General features: G+C 70.6%; 16 protein-coding genes, 1 tRNA gene and 1 riboswitch. Of the genes, 11 read left to right on the top strand and 6 right to left on the bottom strand.

The annotated features are described in order from the left end of the window. Positions 1-16: 16 nt before the first annotated feature. Positions 17-349, bottom strand: a complete 333-nt coding sequence (locus FZ046_RS10315; protein WP_070356206.1) for a hemophore-related protein — start codon at positions 347-349, stop codon at positions 17-19. Between the two features lie 292 nt (positions 350-641). Here FZ046_RS10315 and FZ046_RS10310 point away from each other — a divergent pair, with 292 nt between their 5' ends. The 4 genes from FZ046_RS10310 to FZ046_RS10300 all read left to right on the top strand — a co-directional run bounded on the left by FZ046_RS10310 (position 642) and on the right by FZ046_RS10300 (position 4,283). Beyond that, a complete protein-coding gene (locus FZ046_RS10310) occupies positions 642-3,110 on the top strand; it encodes a phosphoketolase family protein (RefSeq protein WP_070356205.1) in 2,469 nt (822 codons plus the stop codon). An 87-nt stretch (positions 3,111-3,197) separates the two neighbouring features. Beyond that, positions 3,198-3,509 carry a hypothetical protein gene (locus FZ046_RS10305; protein WP_149484240.1) on the top strand — a complete coding sequence of 104 codons (312 nt, stop codon included), beginning with the start codon at positions 3,198-3,200 and terminating at the stop codon, positions 3,507-3,509. 78 nt (positions 3,510-3,587) lie between these two features. Beyond that, positions 3,588-3,743 (top strand): hypothetical protein, encoded by a 156-nt coding sequence (locus FZ046_RS27375; RefSeq protein WP_170292418.1) that lies wholly within the window; start codon positions 3,588-3,590, stop codon positions 3,741-3,743. A 45-nt stretch (positions 3,744-3,788) separates the two neighbouring features. Beyond that, positions 3,789-4,283, top strand: coding sequence for an SEC-C domain-containing protein (locus FZ046_RS10300; protein WP_070353591.1), 495 nt, complete (start codon positions 3,789-3,791; stop codon positions 4,281-4,283). A gap of 6 nt (positions 4,284-4,289) precedes the next feature. On the opposite strand, the gene FZ046_RS10295 is transcribed toward FZ046_RS10300, so the two are convergent. Beyond that, positions 4,290-5,660 carry an L-serine ammonia-lyase gene (locus tag FZ046_RS10295; RefSeq protein WP_070353590.1) on the bottom strand — a complete coding sequence of 457 codons (1,371 nt, stop codon included), beginning with the start codon at positions 5,658-5,660 and terminating at the stop codon, positions 4,290-4,292. A 50-nt stretch (positions 5,661-5,710) separates the two neighbouring features. After that, a riboswitch (glycine riboswitch) is annotated at positions 5,711-5,811 on the bottom strand. A 206-nt stretch (positions 5,812-6,017) separates the two neighbouring features. Here FZ046_RS10295 and FZ046_RS27370 point away from each other — a divergent pair. Together FZ046_RS27370 and FZ046_RS10290 are read left to right on the top strand one after the other, a co-directional pair. Further along, the gene (locus tag FZ046_RS27370; protein ID WP_170292417.1) at positions 6,018-6,179 is read left to right on the top strand and encodes a hypothetical protein; all 162 of its coding nucleotides are present in this window, start codon (positions 6,018-6,020) and stop codon (positions 6,177-6,179) included. 489 nt (positions 6,180-6,668) lie between these two features. Then, positions 6,669-7,091, top strand: a complete 423-nt coding sequence (locus FZ046_RS10290; protein ID WP_125939726.1) for a hypothetical protein — start codon at positions 6,669-6,671, stop codon at positions 7,089-7,091. Positions 7,092-7,299: 208 nt separating this feature from the next. Here the strand turns inward: FZ046_RS10290 and FZ046_RS10285 are convergent. Further along, positions 7,300-7,382 (bottom strand) — tRNA-Tyr (locus FZ046_RS10285). 90 nt (positions 7,383-7,472) lie between these two features. Here FZ046_RS10285 and FZ046_RS10280 point away from each other — a divergent pair. Continuing rightward, positions 7,473-7,964, top strand: coding sequence for a YajQ family cyclic di-GMP-binding protein (locus tag FZ046_RS10280; protein ID WP_070353588.1), 492 nt, complete (start codon positions 7,473-7,475; stop codon positions 7,962-7,964). A 100-nt stretch (positions 7,965-8,064) separates the two neighbouring features. Then, the gene (locus tag FZ046_RS10275) at positions 8,065-9,090 is read left to right on the top strand and encodes an NAD(P)H-dependent glycerol-3-phosphate dehydrogenase (protein WP_070353587.1); all 1,026 of its coding nucleotides are present in this window, start codon (positions 8,065-8,067) and stop codon (positions 9,088-9,090) included. A gap of 2 nt (positions 9,091-9,092) precedes the next feature. On the opposite strand, the gene FZ046_RS10270 is transcribed toward FZ046_RS10275, so the two are convergent. The 3 genes from FZ046_RS10270 to grcC1 form a co-directional block, all read right to left on the bottom strand. Further along, positions 9,093-9,629 (bottom strand): hypothetical protein, encoded by a 537-nt coding sequence (locus FZ046_RS10270; RefSeq protein ID WP_070353586.1) that lies wholly within the window; start codon positions 9,627-9,629, stop codon positions 9,093-9,095. 73 nt (positions 9,630-9,702) lie between these two features. Next, positions 9,703-10,581 carry a zinc metalloprotease HtpX gene (gene htpX, locus FZ046_RS10265; RefSeq protein ID WP_070353585.1) on the bottom strand — a complete coding sequence of 293 codons (879 nt, stop codon included), beginning with the start codon at positions 10,579-10,581 and terminating at the stop codon, positions 9,703-9,705. A gap of 78 nt (positions 10,582-10,659) precedes the next feature. Next, on the bottom strand, positions 10,660-11,667 hold the full coding sequence (grcC1, locus tag FZ046_RS10260) for a nonaprenyl/(2E,6E)-farnesyl/geranylgeranyl diphosphat synthase (RefSeq protein WP_170292416.1): 1,008 nt from the start codon (positions 11,665-11,667) through the stop codon (positions 10,660-10,662). A gap of 59 nt (positions 11,668-11,726) precedes the next feature. Here grcC1 and menJ point away from each other — a divergent pair, with 59 nt between their 5' ends. From menJ to FZ046_RS10245, 3 genes are all read left to right on the top strand, one after another. Continuing rightward, positions 11,727-12,956 (top strand): menaquinone reductase MenJ, encoded by a 1,230-nt coding sequence (gene menJ, locus FZ046_RS10255; protein ID WP_070353583.1) that lies wholly within the window; start codon positions 11,727-11,729, stop codon positions 12,954-12,956. A 91-nt stretch (positions 12,957-13,047) separates the two neighbouring features. Then, positions 13,048-15,627 (top strand): AAA family ATPase, encoded by a 2,580-nt coding sequence (locus FZ046_RS10250; protein ID WP_083298271.1) that lies wholly within the window; start codon positions 13,048-13,050, stop codon positions 15,625-15,627. After that, entirely contained in the window at positions 15,552-15,812 is a 261-nt protein-coding gene (locus FZ046_RS10245; protein ID WP_170292415.1) for a response regulator transcription factor, read from the top strand. Before FZ046_RS10250 ends, FZ046_RS10245 begins: the two co-directional genes overlap by 76 nt. Positions 15,813-15,969: the final 157 nt, after the last annotated feature.

The following is a 15,969-nucleotide window of genomic DNA, read 5'->3' as shown; positions in this document are numbered from 1 at the left end:
CGTGCGAGCGGTGAGCTCAGTAGTTGTTGCAGGTGGCGGCCACCGTGTTGATCAGCCCGTAGTACTTGGTGATCTCCGGCACGGCCTGGGCCTGCGCGATGTAGTTGCGGCGCTGCTCCGGGCCCGAGGCCACGAAGCTCTGCAGGTAACCGGTCGCGATCGGGCTGCTGGTGATCTGCTGCCCGGCCGCCGGATCCTGAGCGTTGACCGCGGCGATGATTTGCGGGTAGGTGCACGTCGAGTTGACGATCGCCTCGGTGTCGGGCGCTGCAGCCGCCATTCCGCTACCGGCGAACAGCGACATCGCCACGCCACTGGTAACGAACATCATCTTCGTAGCAAGTCGCATTCTCTCTTACCTTCCGACCCTTGCGTTCAATGTCTGGGAATTGGCGGTGACATGCCAATTCAGTGCGATCAGTCCATCACACTGCCTGGGAAATCGTCCAGTCGCCGCTTTGCGTTACAGGACAACCTCGAACGGCGCGAAGCCATTCCCCGGCGGATTTGTCCCGCCTCGGCCCCGTCGGTTAATACCCCGAACCAGCGTCGGATGAACATTCGGATGTGCATTCTGCATGGGGCCGCGAATACGGGTTACATGGGAGCCGGACACGCACCCGGCCCCGGCGAGGAGCGCCATGACCAGTATTTGGAACACGACCGCGTGGCGTCATCAGGACGCCATCGGCATCGACGACCAGAAGGTCGCCCAGGTCGACGGGTGGTGGCGCGCCGCCAACTATCTGTCGGTGGGCCAGATCTATCTGCTCGACAATCCCCTGCTGCGCACGCCGCTGTCGCGCGAGGACGTCAAACCCCGACTCCTGGGCCACTGGGGCACCACGCCCGGCCTCAACTTCCTCTACGCCCACCTCAACCGCGCCATCTCCGAGCGCGAACAGTCCACCATGTACGTCACCGGTCCCGGTCACGGCGGACCAGGTCTGGTGGCCAACGCCTACCTCGACGGCACGTACTCCGAGGTGTACTCCGACATCACCGGCGACACCGAGGGGCTGCGCCGCCTCTTCAAGCAGTTCTCCTTCCCCGGCGGCATCCCGTCGCACGTGGCGCCGGAGACCCCCGGCTCGATCCACGAGGGCGGCGAGCTGGGCTACGCGCTCTCGCACGCCTACGGCGCTGCGTTCGACAACCCGGACCTGTTGGTCGCCGCCGTCGTCGGCGACGGTGAGGCCGAGACCGGTCCGCTGGCCACCAGCTGGCACTCCAACAAGTTCACCCACCGCGTCAACGACGGCGTCGTGCTGCCGATCCTGCACCTCAACGGCTACAAGATCGCCAACCCGACGGTGCTGGCCCGCATCCCCACCGACGAGTTGCGCAGCCTGTTCGTTGGGTACGGTCACAACCCGTACTTCTTCGAGGTCGGCGAGGACGACGCCAAGGACCACGCCGCCGCGCATCACCGCTTCGCCGAACTCCTCGACACCGTGCTCAACGAGATCGCCAAAATCAAGGCCCGGCCCGCCGACGACGACCGTCCGGTGCGCTGGCCGATGATCGTGTTCCGCACGCCCAAGGGTTGGACCGGGCCGGACGCCATCGACGGCAAGAAGACCACCGGCTCGTGGCGGGCACATCAGGTGCCGCTGTCGAACGCCCGCGACACCCCCGAGCACTTGCAGGTCCTCGCCGACTGGCTCGGCTCCTACCGCGCCGGGGAACTGTTCGACGAGAACGGTGCACTCGATCCGTTCATCGCCGAGCTGGCGCCGCCGGGGCACTTGCGGATGAGCGACAACCCGCACGCAAACGGCGGCTCGCTGCTGAAGGACCTGCGGCTGCCGGACTTCCGCACCTTCGCCGTCGACGTCCCCGCGCCCGGCTCGACCATCGCCGAGTCGACCCGCGTGCTCGGCCAGTGGCTGACCGAGGTCGTGCGACTCAACCCGGACAACTTCCGCATCTTCGGCCCCGACGAGACCGCGTCGAACCGGCTGCAGGCGGTGTACGACGCGACCGACAAGCAGTGGAACGCCGAGTTCCTCGGCCCCGAGGTCGACGAACACCTCGCCCGCGCCGGCCGGGTGCTGGAGATGCTGTCCGAGCACCAGTGCCAGGGTTGGCTCGAGGGATACCTGCTGACGGGTAGGCACGGGTTGTTCAACTGTTACGAGGCGTTCATCCACATCGTCGACTCGATGGTGAACCAGCACGCCAAGTGGCTGAAGGTGAGCAACCACATCCCGTGGCGGCGACCCATCGCCAGCCTGAACTACCTGCTCTCGAGCCACGTCTGGCGCCAGGACCACAACGGGTTCAGCCACCAGGACCCGGGTTTCATCGACCACGTCGTCAACAAGAAGGCCGAGGTGGTGCGCGTCTACCTGCCGCCGGACGCCAACACGCTGCTGTCGACCTACGACCACTGCCTGCGGTCGCGCCAGTACGTCAACGTCGTCGTGGCGGGCAAGCAACCGAGCCCCAACTTCCTCACGATGGAGGAGGCCGTCGCGCACTGCACCCGCGGGCTCGGCATCTGGGAGTGGGCGGGCACCGAGACACTCGGCGAGGACCCGGACGTGGTGATCGCCACCGCCGGCGACGTGCCGACGCTCGAGGGCCTGGCGGCCGTCGACATCCTGCGAAAGCAGTTGCCGGAGTTGAAGATTCGCTTCGTCAACGTCGTCGACCTCATGCGGCTGCAGGACGAGAAGGAGCATCCGCACGGACTCGGCAACCGAGAGTTCGACATGATCTTCACGCGCACCAAGCCGGTGATCTTCGCCTACCACGGCTACCCGTGGCTCATCCACCGCCTGACCTACCGCCGCGCGGGCAACGAGAACCTGCACGTGCGCGGCTACAAGGAGGAGGGCACCACCACGACGCCGTTCGACATGGTGATGCTCAACGACCTCGACCGCTACCACCTGGTGATCGACGTCATCGACCGCGTGCCCTTCCTCGGTTCGACCTGCGCGACGCTGCGCCAGCAGATGGTGGACAAGCGGATCGCCGCCCGCGAGTACACCCGCACCCACGGCGACGACATCCCCGAGGTGCGCGACTGGCAGTGGCCGTCCTCGCACGGCGCGACCTTCAGCGGAGACGCGGCGTCCTCCACTGGTGGCGACAACGACTGAGGGCCTCGGCGCCGGTTTCTGCAGCGAGGTTGACAGTCAGTGCCCATTTCGTATCGCTACACTCGGGCCACGCGAAGGGGTGATCCGATGACGACGCTGCAGAAGGACAAGGCGCCGACCGTGCTCTGGTACGGCCTGGCAGTGCTGTCGGTGGCCGCGCTCGCCGGCCTCATCGCGCTGACGGTGCTGTTGGTCAAGGGCAGCGAGGTCGACAGGATTCCGGCCGCGCCGCCGACACCGCCGGCCGCCGAGCAGCAGCTTGCGCCGCCACCCGAGCAGGGCCAACTCCTGGGACCGGGGCCCGCGCCCGGCGCACCGGCCCCCGCGCCCGGGGCTCCGGCCCCCGCGCCGGGAGCCCCGGCTCCGACCCCGGCGCCCGCTCCCGCGCCCCCGAGGTGATTCGCGTCACCCTTTGTCGGACCTTTGGTATAAACTGACGCAGGGGAAGATACACATCGGACGTCTGGGGGGACGGACATGTTCACGACGCTGCTCACGCACACCGCTTCGCGCTTCGCCATCCGGTGGCGGCTGCACGACGCACCCGTTCCGGCCGACGACGGGGCCTGCCCGATCTGTGACCACCCGTTCGGCCACATGCGCCACGCCTGCATTGGCGCCGACGTGAGGTGAGCCACCGCTCGTTTCACGATTTGAACGATCGGCTATACCTGATCAATGGCTGACCATCCCCGCACGCTGCCGCTCGACCTGTTCGGGCGCAATCGAGGGGATCTCGTGGACGACGACGATGTCGCGGCCGGGATGGGTCCGGCGATCAACACCGCGGGACTCGCCGGGATCTTCTACCGGTTGACGCCGAACGACCTCTACCGCCTGCGCGCCGCGGTGACGCAAGCGGACGCGGCCGCCTCGCTGGACGCGCTCGCGGGCGCCGTCGCGCCCTCGTCGGAACGCCTCGCGGCGTGGCTGCACCGCCAACCCGTCGGCACCAGCGGAGCGTCGGTCGCCGCACTGCTCACCACGGTGATCAACGTGCTGCTGACGTTGTACGTCGTCGCCGACGAGGCCGCGCCACCCGCCCAGGTCGCCGAGGTGGTGGACAAGGCCCGCACTGGACTCCTGCACGAGATGCCGATCCCGGGCCGGGTGTCGTGCTTCTGTGGCAGCGGCAAGCGCTACAAGCGCTGCCACGGCACTGCTCCGCGCTAGCCGCCCTCAGCACTCCACGACGTTCACGGTGACCGCCAGCCCGCCGGCGGCCGTCTCCTTGTACTTCGCGCTCATGTCACGGCCCGTGGCGCGCATGGTGGCGATGACCTCGTCCAGGCTGACGCGATGCGTGCCGTCGCCGCGCATCGCCATCCGGGCGGCGTTGATCGCCTTGCCCGCCGAGATCGCGTTGCGTTCGATGCACGGGATCTGCACCAGTCCCGCGATTGGATCGCACGTCAGCCCGAGGCTGTGCTCCATCGCGATCTCCGCAGCGTTCTCCACCTGAGCCGGTGTGCCACCGAGGATTTCGGTGAGCCCGGCCGCGGCCATCGAGGCCGCCGAGCCGACCTCGCCCTGGCAGCCCACCTCGGCGCCGGAGATCGACGCCATCTCCTTGTACAGCGATCCGATGGCACCCGCCGTCAGCAGGAACCGCACTGCCGTGCCGTCGGGGTCGTGCCGCCCGGCCGGACAGTAGTGCGTCGCATAGTGCAGCACGGCGGGAATGATGCCCGCGGCGCCGTTGGTCGGTGCGGTGACGACGCGGCCGCCCGCCGCGTTCTCCTCGTTGACCGCCAGCGCGACGAGATTCACCCAGTCCTCGGCGAAGAACGGGTCGCGTTCCGGGTCCTCGACGAGCAGTCGCTGGTGCCAGGCCCGGGCTCGACGGCGCACCCGAAGACCTCCGGGCAGAACCCCGTCACGGGTGATGCCGCGGTGGAAGCACGCCACCATGACGTCGCGGATGTGCAGCAGGCCGCTGCGCACCTCGTCGGCGGGGCGCAGCGACGCCTCGTGTTCGCCCATGAGTTCACCGATCGACGCCCCGCGCGCGGCGGTGAGGTCCAAGAGTTCGCGGGCGGAGCCGAAGTCGACGCCCGCGAATGCCGGTTCGGGCTCGGGTTCGCCGTCGGCGACGACGAACCCGCCACCGACGGAGAAGTAGGTTTGCGCCGCGACCCGCGCACCGTCGGCGTCGTCGGCGGTGACGGTGAGCGCGTTGGGGTGGCGGTCCAGCACCGTCTGCGGGGAGAGCAGGATGTCGGATTCGGTGAGGGGCACGGCGACGCGCCCACCGAGACGCACGGCGCCGCACGCCCGCATGCGGTCCAGGCAGGCGGCCATGTCGTCGGGGTCGAGGTCCTCGGGATGCCGGCCCTCGAGTCCGACCAGCACGGCCTCCCGCGTGCCGTGGCCCGCGCCGGTGGCGGCCAACGCGCCGAACAGTTCGACGCGCACGCGGCGCACGTCGGCGAGCCGACCGGTCTCAACGAGGCCGTCGACGAAGCGCGCCGCCGCACGCATCGGACCGACGGTGTGCGAACTGGACGGCCCGAGGCCGACCGTGAAGAGGTCGAACACGCTGATGGTCATCGAGGCGCCTCCGGCTCGGGTCCGGGCAGAGCCGGACCGTGGACTGGACACCTCCCCGCTCTGTCCTGATACCTGAGAGTTGCGGCGCCCGTGCGCCTTTCACCTTCGGTAAGCCCGGCGACGGCGCCGCGCTTTCTCCAGAGTCGCCTCGACGCGGCGGTATGGGGCCTGAGAGATTCCCGGGGAGGACGTTGCTCCTACGGCGCCTGTCGCGGCCTCGGATCCCGGCTGCGAAGGTTCTCCCGCCACGCGTCAACGGCTTGTTCGATTGTGTCCGCGAGCGTATACCCCGGGGCGCTCGCGCGCCGGGTGGTCGAGGAGGTCGACGTTGGCTGCCGGCCCGGGGACACTGGACGCGTGCAGGACGACGACGATGACTACGGCAGGGAACCCTCGTGGCCGGTGGCCCTCGTGGTCGGCGGGCTGACGTCCGTCGTCGGCGTCGTCGCGCGGGTCCGGAACCGTCTGCGACGCCGCCCCGGCCGCGACGAACCGCCCTCCCCCGGTCGGGTGCGCTGACTGTTGGCTGCCTCACGGTTCCGTTTGCGCGGCGCCGTCATTCGGTATGCCCCGATTACGTGATCGCGTCTCCGCCACCGCGGGGTTAGGGTCGACGAGGGGGGTTCACATGGAGTACTTCGAACGGTGTCGCTGCGGCCACGCCGAACCGGACCATTCGGCGTTCGGGACCTGTGGGGCGTGCATCGATTGCGAGGACCACACCGCGCGGGAGCACGCGCCGCGACCGTGCACGTGCCGCGGGTTCGTCACGGCCGCGCCGGCGCTCGCCTACGGCACGTGAGTGCGGCGGTCACGGCACTGCGCTTCGGTCTGAACGACAGGGTTGCCTGCCATGACTACCTGACGACCGCACCAGCGCAACCAACCTGAGCGAACGCTAGCGGCGGCGTACCCCGTCGTCGACAGCGCACACGTTCCGCTCAATTCGGGCTCCCGCGATCGGGTCGCGTGCGACGCTGCCTGAGTCGGGGCGACGAGGAGAGTGGCATGAACCGAGTGGCGACAGCGGTGTGCGCGATCGTGGCGGCCGGTGTGGCGATCGTTCCAGGCGCGGGCATCGCGGGTGCGGAGTCGACGACCGATCAGGTGCTGGACCGGCTGGCGGCGGCGCGCGACCGGGACGGCTGCCCGGCGCTGGTGCGGTCGGGCGCGCTCGACGCCGCAGCCGGCGACCTGCTGGCCCGGGGCGCCGTCGACCCACACGGTTACGTGGGCACCACCCGGCCCGTCGTCGCCGACGCCGCCTCCGTGGGCGAGGCCGTCACCCAGGCGCTGTCGATGGCGCAGTTCACGAATGTCGATTGCCGCAACACCGACGTGGGCATCGCGATGGCGCCGTCCGCGGCGACGACGAGGATCGCTCTGGTGTTCGGCTCGATCACCGGGCCACAGATCGCCGGCGGATGTTGATAATGGTGACTCGCCGACTCCCGGGGGGAAGGGAGCCGGCGAGACCAACGTGCGGGCGCGGCGCTGGGGGGGTAGGCCGACGCCCGCGCGGACAACGCTACGCCGTGGGGCTGAGCGGAAGCTAAGAACACGCTGGGGTGTCGCTAGGCGGATCGGGTCGGCGCCCGGAAATCGGTCAGGCCCCCTCGAGAGGGGGCCTGACGGAGTGTGGCAGGTACAGGATTCGAACCTGTGTAGGCGTTAGCCGACGGATTTACAGTCCGCTCCCATTGGCCGCTCGGGCAACCTGCCGGGTATCGCACCTGTCCGGATTTGGTGCGACTAGCAGGGTACAACGAGGATGTCCGAAGACGAAAACGCACCCAACCGAGGAGGAGTCCAGTGGCGGATTCAAGCTTCGACGTCGTCAGCAAGGTCGACCGTCAGGAGGTCGACAACGCGCTCAACCAGGCGGCCAAGGAACTGTCCACCCGATTCGACTTCCGCGGCACCGACACCACGATCGCCTGGAAGGGCGACGAGGTCATCGAACTGGTCAGCTCCACCGAGGAGCGCGTCAAGGCCGCCGTCGACGTTTTCACCGAGAAGCTGGTGCGTCGCGACATCTCGATGAAGGCCTTCGACGCCGGCGACCCGCAGGCCAGCGGCAAGACCTACCGGGTCAGCGGCACCCTGAAGCAGGGCATCAGCAGCGAGGACGCCAAGAAGATCACCAAGCTCATCCGCGACGAAGGACCCAAGGGCGTCAAGGCGCAGATCCAGGGCGACGAGATCCGGGTCAGCTCCAAGAAGCGCGACGACTTGCAGGCCGTCCAGGCGCTGCTGCGCGGTGCGGACCTCGACGTGGCGCTGCAGTTCGTCAACTACCGCTGAGACGCGCCGAGACGGCAGTGACGGTGGCCAGGCGACGCGCTTGGTCACGGGGAATGTCATTTCGGCGAAACGAGCGGCGGGCGGCCATACGCTGAGGCGCATGTCTTCTGCGAAACGCGAACCCAAGGTCGTCGTGCTCGGCGGCGGCTCCTGGGGCACCACCGTGGCCTCCATCTGCGCGCGGCGCGGGCCGACACTGCAGTGGGTGCGCTCGGAGGAGACCGCCGTCGACATCAACGAACGGCACTGCAACACCAAGTACCTCGGCGACGAGGTCGAACTGCCGGAGTCGCTGAAGGCCACCACGGACTTCTCCGAGGCGGCACAGTCGGCCGACGTCATCGTCATGGGCGTCCCGTCGCACGGCTTCCGCGCGGTCCTCACCGAACTCGCCAAGGAACTGCGGCCGTGGGTGCCGGTGGTGTCGTTGGTCAAGGGCCTGGAGCAAGGCACCAACATGCGGATGAGCCAGATCGTCGACGAGGTGCTGCCCGGCCACCCGGCCGGCATCCTCGCCGGACCGAACATCGCCCGCGAGGTCGCCGACGGCTACGCCGCCGCGGCGGTGCTGGCGATGCCCGACCAGCACCTCGCCGCAAACCTCGGAGACCTGTTCCGCACGAAGCGCTTCCGCACCTACACCACCGACGACGTGGTGGGCGTCGAGATCGCGGGCGCGCTGAAGAACGTCTACGCGATCGCCGTCGGCATGGGCTACTCGCTGGGCATCGGCGAGAACACCCGCGCCATGGTGATGGCCCGTGCGGTCAACGAGATGTCGAAGCTCGGCGAGGCGATCGGCGGGCGCCGCGAGACGTTCTCCGGCCTGGCCGGCATGGGCGACCTGATCGTGACGTGCACCAGCCAGCGCAGCCGCAACCGGTACGTCGGCGAGCAGCTCGGGCAGGGCAAGTCGATCGACGAGATCGTCGCCGCCATGAACCAGGTCGCCGAGGGCGTCAAGGCCGCCAGCGTCATCATGGAGTTCGCCGACAAGTACGGCATCGCGATGCCGATCGCCCGCGAGGTGGACGGGGTGGTGAACCACGGTTCGACCGTCGAGCAGGCCTACCACGGACTGGTCGCCGAGAAGCCCGGCCACGAGGTACATGGCTCGGGCTTCTGACGTCAGTTGAAGTAGGGATTGCGGCCGTCGGGTCGGTCGAGCAGCGGGTTGTCCGCGTTCAGGATGAAGCTGCCGCCCGGGCTGATGACGAAGCCCGCCTGATCGAAGTTGTTCTGGCACACCGTCGTCGTGCCGTCGGTGCCGCAGGTGACGTTGCGGAAGCTGATCCGCGTGCCGGGCTCCAGGCGCTTGGGCAGCGTGTCGAAGAGGTACAGCGGACGGTCCGCGACGGCGAACGACGGCGGTCCCTGCTGGGCGCCGGTGACGGCGTTCGCGCCACCGGGGGCGGCGGGGATCGGGCCGGAGCAGCCATAGCTGCCGGTGCCGCGGCTCATGATGCAGGCGATGTCGCCGGGGATCGCGAACGCGTAGATCTCGCCGTCCTGCATCGCGTACGCCGACGGCTGCACAGGCGCGAACGCGTTCGGGTTGGGCGGGGGCGGTGGCGGCGCTGGTTCCGGCTCGGCGACCGCCACGGCGGATCCACCGAACGCAGCTGCCCCCGCAGCTACCAGGCCGATCAGGATTCTGGTCAGCACGCGATCAGAGTAGAGCAGGCCTTCGGTGGGCGCACCCCTACCGTCACACCCGCCACCGGCTAACCGCCACCGGTCAGAAGTGCCCCGGATCGCGGCCGGCCATCGCCTCCAGCCGCGCGATGCGGTCGGCGATCGGCGGATGGGTGGAGAACAGCTTGCCGATCTTCTCGCCGGCCCGGAACGGGTTGGCGATCATGAGGTGCGCCTGGTCCGCCAGTTGCGGTTCGGGCGGCAGCGGGGCCGCCTCCACTCCGCGGCTGATCTTGCGCAGTGCGCTGGCCAGCGCCAGCGGATCACCGGTCAGCTCGGCACCGGACTGGTCGGCCTGGTACTCCCGCGACCGGGACACCGCCAGCCGGATGACGGTGGCGGCGATCGGGCCGAGCAGCGACACCAGCAGGATCGCGAACGGGTTGGTGCCGCCCTCGCGGTTGCCGCCGAACATGCTCGCGAAGAAGGCGAGGTTGGCCAGCGCGGTGATCACCGACGCCATGGCGCCCGCCACGCAGGAGATGAGGATGTCGCGGTTGTAGACGTGCGACAGCTCGTGGCCCAGCACGGCGCGTAGTTCGCGCTCGTCGAGGATGCGCAGGATGCCGGTCGTGCAGCACACCGCCGCGTTGCGCGGGTTGCGGCCCGTGGCGAAGGCGTTCGGGGCGTCGGTGTCGCTGATGTAGAGCCGCGGCATCGGCTGGTGCGCGGCGTTGGCGAGCTCGCGCACGATGCGGTACATCGCGGGCGCCTGCAGCTCGGTGACCGGCTGGGCGTGCATCGCGCGCAGTGCCATCTTGTCGCTGTTGAAGTAGACGTAGGCGTTCATGCCGACGGCGAACAGCACCGCCAGGAACATCACGTTGCGACCGAACAGGGCACCGACGAACACGATCAGGGCGGAGAAGCCGACGAGCAGCATGAACGTCTTGACGCGGTTCGCGTGCGGATGCCAGGTCATCGACAACCTCCTAGGCGCCTCGGGTGCGGGTACTCGCTCATCAGAACGCGCGACGGGGGCGTCCGGGTTCCGGAACGCTCAGCCGTGGCGCGTGACGGTGTAGGAGATCAGCCCCGCCAGCGCGTCGCGCCCGGGACCGGCAGGGAGGTGCTCCAGTTCGGCGCGGGCGTCGGCGGCGTACTTGGCCACCGTCTCCTTCGCCTGGGCGATGCCGCGCGAGGCCCGCAGCAGCGCCAGCGCCTCGGCCACGTCGGCGTCGTCCTCCACCGGACCGGCCAGCAGCGTCCGCAACCGGTCGGCGTCCGGCCCGGTGTCGCGCAGGGCGTACAGCACCGGCAGCGTGTGCACGCCCTCCCGCAGGTCGGTGCCCGGCACCTTGCCCGACTCGTCGGGGTCGCTGTCGATGTCGATGATGTCGTCGGAGATCTGGAAGACGGTGCCGACGATGCCGCCCAGGCGCGCCAGCCGCTCGATCTGCTCGGCGTCGGAGCCGGAGAACGTCGCACCGAAGCGACCCGACGCGGCGATGAGGCAGGCAGTCTTCTCGTAGACCACCTTGAGGTAGTGGTCGACGGAGTCGACCTGGTCGGCAGCGCCGCGGGTCTCGCGCATCTGGCCGGTGACCAGCTCGGCGAAGGTGTCGGCGATGATGCGGACCGCCTCCGGCCCGAGCCGGGACACCAGGCGCGACGCGGTCGCGAACAGGTAGTCGCCGGCCAGGATCGCGATGTTGTTGCCCCACCGGGCGTTGGCGCTGTCGGCGCCGCGGCGCACCTGCGCCTCGTCCATGACGTCGTCGTGGTACAGCGTCGCGAGGTGCACCAGCTCGATCACCGCGCCCGCCACGGTCACCTGCCACGCGTCGGGCTCGGGGCCGAGCTGCGCGGACAGCACGGTGAACAGCGGCCGGAAGCGCTTGCCGCCCGCCTGGAACAGGTGCTGCACGGCCTCGGCCATCAGCTCGTCGGCCTTGCCCAGCTCGGTGGCCATCAGGTCCTCGACGCGTGCCACTCCGTCGCGCACCCGCGCAGCGAAATCAGCATCGCCGAAGTCCACGCCTGCGACCACGGTCGCCGGTGTCCTCATGGCACCAACATACTGTGGACCGGGGGCAAGCTGGCAGGTAGGAGCGGAGTGACCGGACTATGACGACCCATGACGTGGTGGTGGTCGGCGCCGGACCGGCGGGCTCCGCGGCCGCCGCGTGGGCGGCGCGCGCCGGACGCGACGTCCTGGTCGTCGACAGCCAGCGGTTCCCTCGCGACAAGGCCTGCGGCGACGGTCTGACCCCACGGGCAGTCGCCGAACTCCGGCAGCTCGGGCTGGGCGACTGGCTCGACGGTCGCATCCGGCACCACGGACTGCGGATGTCGGGCTTCGGCGCCGACGTCGAGGTGCCCTGGCCCGGTCCGTCGTTCCCGCCGGTGAGCAGCGCCGTGCCGCGCACCGAACTCGACGACCGCATCCGGTCGGTCGCCGCCGACGACGGCGCCACCATGCGTCTCGGCGCGAAAGCCGTTGCCGTCGACCATGACTCGTCGGGCCGGGTGACTTCGGTGACGCTCGACGACGGCACCGAGGTGGGCTGCGTCGACCTCGTCGTGGCCGACGGCGCCCGCTCGACGCTGGGACGCGCGCTCGGTCGCACCTGGCACCAGGAGACGGTGTACGGCGTCGCGATCCGCGCCTACGTCGCCACGCCGCGCGCCTCCGAGCCGTGGATCACCTCGCACCTCGAGCTGCGCTCCCCCGCCGACGAGGTGCTGCCCGGCTACGGCTGGATCTTCCCGCTCGGCAACGGCGAGGCCAACATCGGCGTCGGCGCGCTGGCGACCACCAAGCGCCCCGCCGACGCCGCGCTGCGGCCGCTGCTCGCCTACTACGCCGGGCTGCGGCGCGCGGAGTGGGGCTTCGACGGCGAGCCGCGTGCCGCGCTGTCCGCGCTGCTGCCGATGGGCGGCGCGGTGTCCGGCGTCGCGGGACCCAACTGGATGCTCGTCGGCGACGCGGCCGCGTGCGTCAATCCGCTCAACGGCGAGGGCATCGACTACGGCCTGGAGACCGGTCGGCTCGCCGCGGAGATGCTCGGCAGCGGCACCTCCCGCGCCGACTACACCGACGCCTGGCCGGCCGAGCTGCGCCGGCACTACGCGCACGGCTTCTCGGTGGCGCGGCGGCTGGCGCTGCTGCTGACCATCCCCCGTTTCCTGCCGCTGGCCGGGCCGGTCGGCATGCGCTCGCACGCGCTGATGAGCCTCGCGGTGCGGGTGATGGGCAACCTCGTCACCGACGAGGACGACGACTGGATCGCCCGGGTGTGGCGGCGCGCCGGGGCCGGGTCGGCCCGGCTCGACGGGCGGCCGCCGTTCAGCTGACCCGCCGACGGGGTACACGCAACGCGGGGTTCGTGCGGGTGAAGGGGGACGGGTGGGGGTAGGCACGCGAGATCGTCTGCCGAGCTGATCGATGGCGCAACACCTGGGGATGCCGCAGCGGCCGGTCGAGTCCCGCGCAGTCGAGGACTTCCTCCAGCTCGCGACCATGCGCCCGGCGGTCCTCGTCGTCGAGGGCGAGGCCGGGATCGGCAAGACCACGGTGTGGCAGCATGCGGTGGCCGAGGCGCGCAGCCGCGGCTTCCGCGTCCTGACCGCACGGGCCGAGCAGACGCGCAGCCGGCTGGCCTACGGCGTGCTCGCCGATCTGCTCGAGAACCTCGAGTTCGGCGTGGACCTCGTCGACGTCGAACACCTGACTCCGATTCAACGCATGGCACTGCACCGCGTGCTCGAGCGTGCGGGTGACACCGGTCCGGCCACCGACGAGCGCGTGCTCGCCTCGGCGTTCCTGGCCCTCGCCGCGCACCTGTCGGCCGATGCGCCTGTCCTGGTCGCGATCGACGACGCGCAGTGGCTCGACGCCTCCAGCCGCGCCGTGGTGGCCTTCGGCGTGCGCCGCCTCCGCGGCCGGGTCGGCGTCCTGGTAGCCGAACGCACCGACGGGGACCGCACCCGCGCGACCGCCGGCCTGCAGGTCGACGGGCCGCCGGGCACCACACGGCTGCGGGTCCGTCCCCTGGGTCCGGTCGGGCTGCGGGAGGTGCTCGTCGCGCATCTCGGCGGGCGCTTCTCGCACGCCACCGTCACCCGCATCGCCGAGCTGTCCGGCGGAAACCCCTTTTACGCACTGGAACTCGCGCGCTCCATGGCCGGCCACGACGCGTCCGGCGATGCGGAGCTGCCGCCGTCGCTCGCCGAGCTGGTCGCGACGCGCCTCACCGCCTATTCCGCCGCCACCCGTGACGTCCTGCTGGCGGCCACGACCGCCCATGCGCCGACCATCGACCTGGTGGCCGCCGTCGGCGACCGCACCGCCGACGAGGTCGAGGACCTGCTCGCCCAACCCGAGGACGACGGCGTCGTCGCCCTGGACGGCGACCGCATCCGGTTCACCCATCCCCTGCTGGCGCGCGGCGTCTACGACCTGGCCGGTGCCGACCGCCGTCGGGCACTGCACGCGCGCCTCGCCCGGATCGTCGAGGCGCCGGAACCGCGGGCCCGACATCTGGCCCTGTCGTCGACCACCGCGGACACCGCGATCGTGGGGGCGCTCGACGACGCGGCGGCGAGCGCCCGCGCCCGGGGCGCGCCCGCGGCCGCCGCCGAACTGCTCGACCTGGCCATCGGCTTCGACGGCACCGATCCGGAGCGACGACTGCTCGCCGCCGACCACCACTTCCGGGCCGGCAGCCTGGACCGCGCGGAACGGCTGCTGGACGGCGTGATCGCCGACCTGCCGGCCGGGCCGGTGCGCGCCCGGGCACTGAATCAGCTCGCACGGGTGTACGTCTACGCCGACTCGTTCGCCGCCGCCGCGCGCCTCGTCGAACGGGCGCTCGCCGAGGGCGCCGCGGACCCCGCCACCCGGTCGGCCACCATGACCCTGCTGGCCTTCGCGCACTTCCAGAGCGGTGCGCACGGCGCGGCGATGGACTGCATCACCGAGGCGGTTCGGCTGGCCGAGGACGTCGGCGAGCCGTCGCTCCTCAGCCAGGCCCTGGCCATGCGCGTCACCGCCGAGTTCCACCTCGGCCGCGGCGTCGACACCGCCGCCCTCGCGCGCGCCCTGGACGCGGAGGACCCGGACGCCGACGTGCTGTTCGGGCTGCGGGCCAGCGCGGTCAACGTCTTCATCCGGGGTTGGATCGGCGACCTCGACGAGGCGTCCGCGGCGGCGGCCGACCTGCAGCGGCGCTGCGTCGCGCGCGGCGCAGAGAACGACGTCATGGCGATGGCGGGGCACGCGACGCTCATCGACGTGTGGCGCGGGGACTTCGCGCGCGCCCGCCGCACCGCCGAGGAGAACATGGTCCGCGCCGAGATGGCCGGCGGTGACCTCATCCGCATCATCGCGCTGACGCTGCGCGCCATGGTGGCCGCCCATACCGGCGACCTGTCCGGGGTCCGCGCCGACGCCGCCGAGGCCATGGAGCTGGCCGACCGTGGTAGGACACCGCACCTCGCGGCGTGGCCCGCCCTGCTCCGGGCCTTCGCCGACGTCTCGGTGGCGGACTACGCGGCCGCCCATGCCGTGCACGCGCCGCTGCTCGCCATGGTCGCGCAGCTGCCCGGCGGCGGTGACGTCCCCAACCTGTGGTGGGTGCCCGACGCGGTCGAGGCGTTGATCGGACTGGGTCGTACGTCGGAGGCCGAGCCGCTGATCGTCGCGCTCGAGCGCGCCGGTCACCGGTTGTCCCGGCCGCGGCTCGTGGCCGCCGGCCTGCGGGCCCGCGCGATGTGCCTCGCCGCGCGCGGCGACGTCACGTCGCGACCGACGCAATGGCGGTGCACGACCGGTTGCCGCTGCCCTTCGAACGGGCCAGGACGCAGCTGCTGCTCGGCGAGTTGCAGCGGCGCCGGCGTCACCCCGAGGCGGAGGACACGCTGGCGGCGTGCCTCGCCGAGTTCGAGCGCATGGGTGCGACCGCATGGGCCGACCGCGCCCGTGTCGAGCGGGAACGGCTGCACCCCGCGACGGACCGCGGACTGACCGAGCAGGAACGCGCGATCGCCGAACTGGTGGCCCGCGGGCTCACCAATCGGGACGTGGCGAAGACGCTGCTGGTCAGCCCGAAGACCGTCGAGGCGAGGATGACGCAGATCTACCGCAAGCTCGGCATCCGGTCGCGCGCCCAGCTCGCGCTGCGCTTCCGCGAGGACATGACGGAATCGTAAGGATTGACCGTAACGAAAGCGGTTATCAGCCCGACGTCATGGTTGAGGCGCTGAGCAGGCAGCGCCTCGTCCGGCGGCCAGGTATCGAACCGTGCCGGCGATCCACCGAATCAATCCGGCAGCGCCGCGGGCGCACGCCGCAAAGGATGTGCAAGAA

Origin of the sequence: Mycolicibacterium grossiae, from assembly GCF_008329645.1 — a bacterium.
Classification (GTDB): domain Bacteria; phylum Actinomycetota; class Actinomycetes; order Mycobacteriales; family Mycobacteriaceae; genus Mycobacterium; species Mycobacterium grossiae.
The sequence above is the reverse complement of the archived record's forward strand: the minus strand, read 5'-3'. Positions and strand labels throughout refer to the sequence as shown.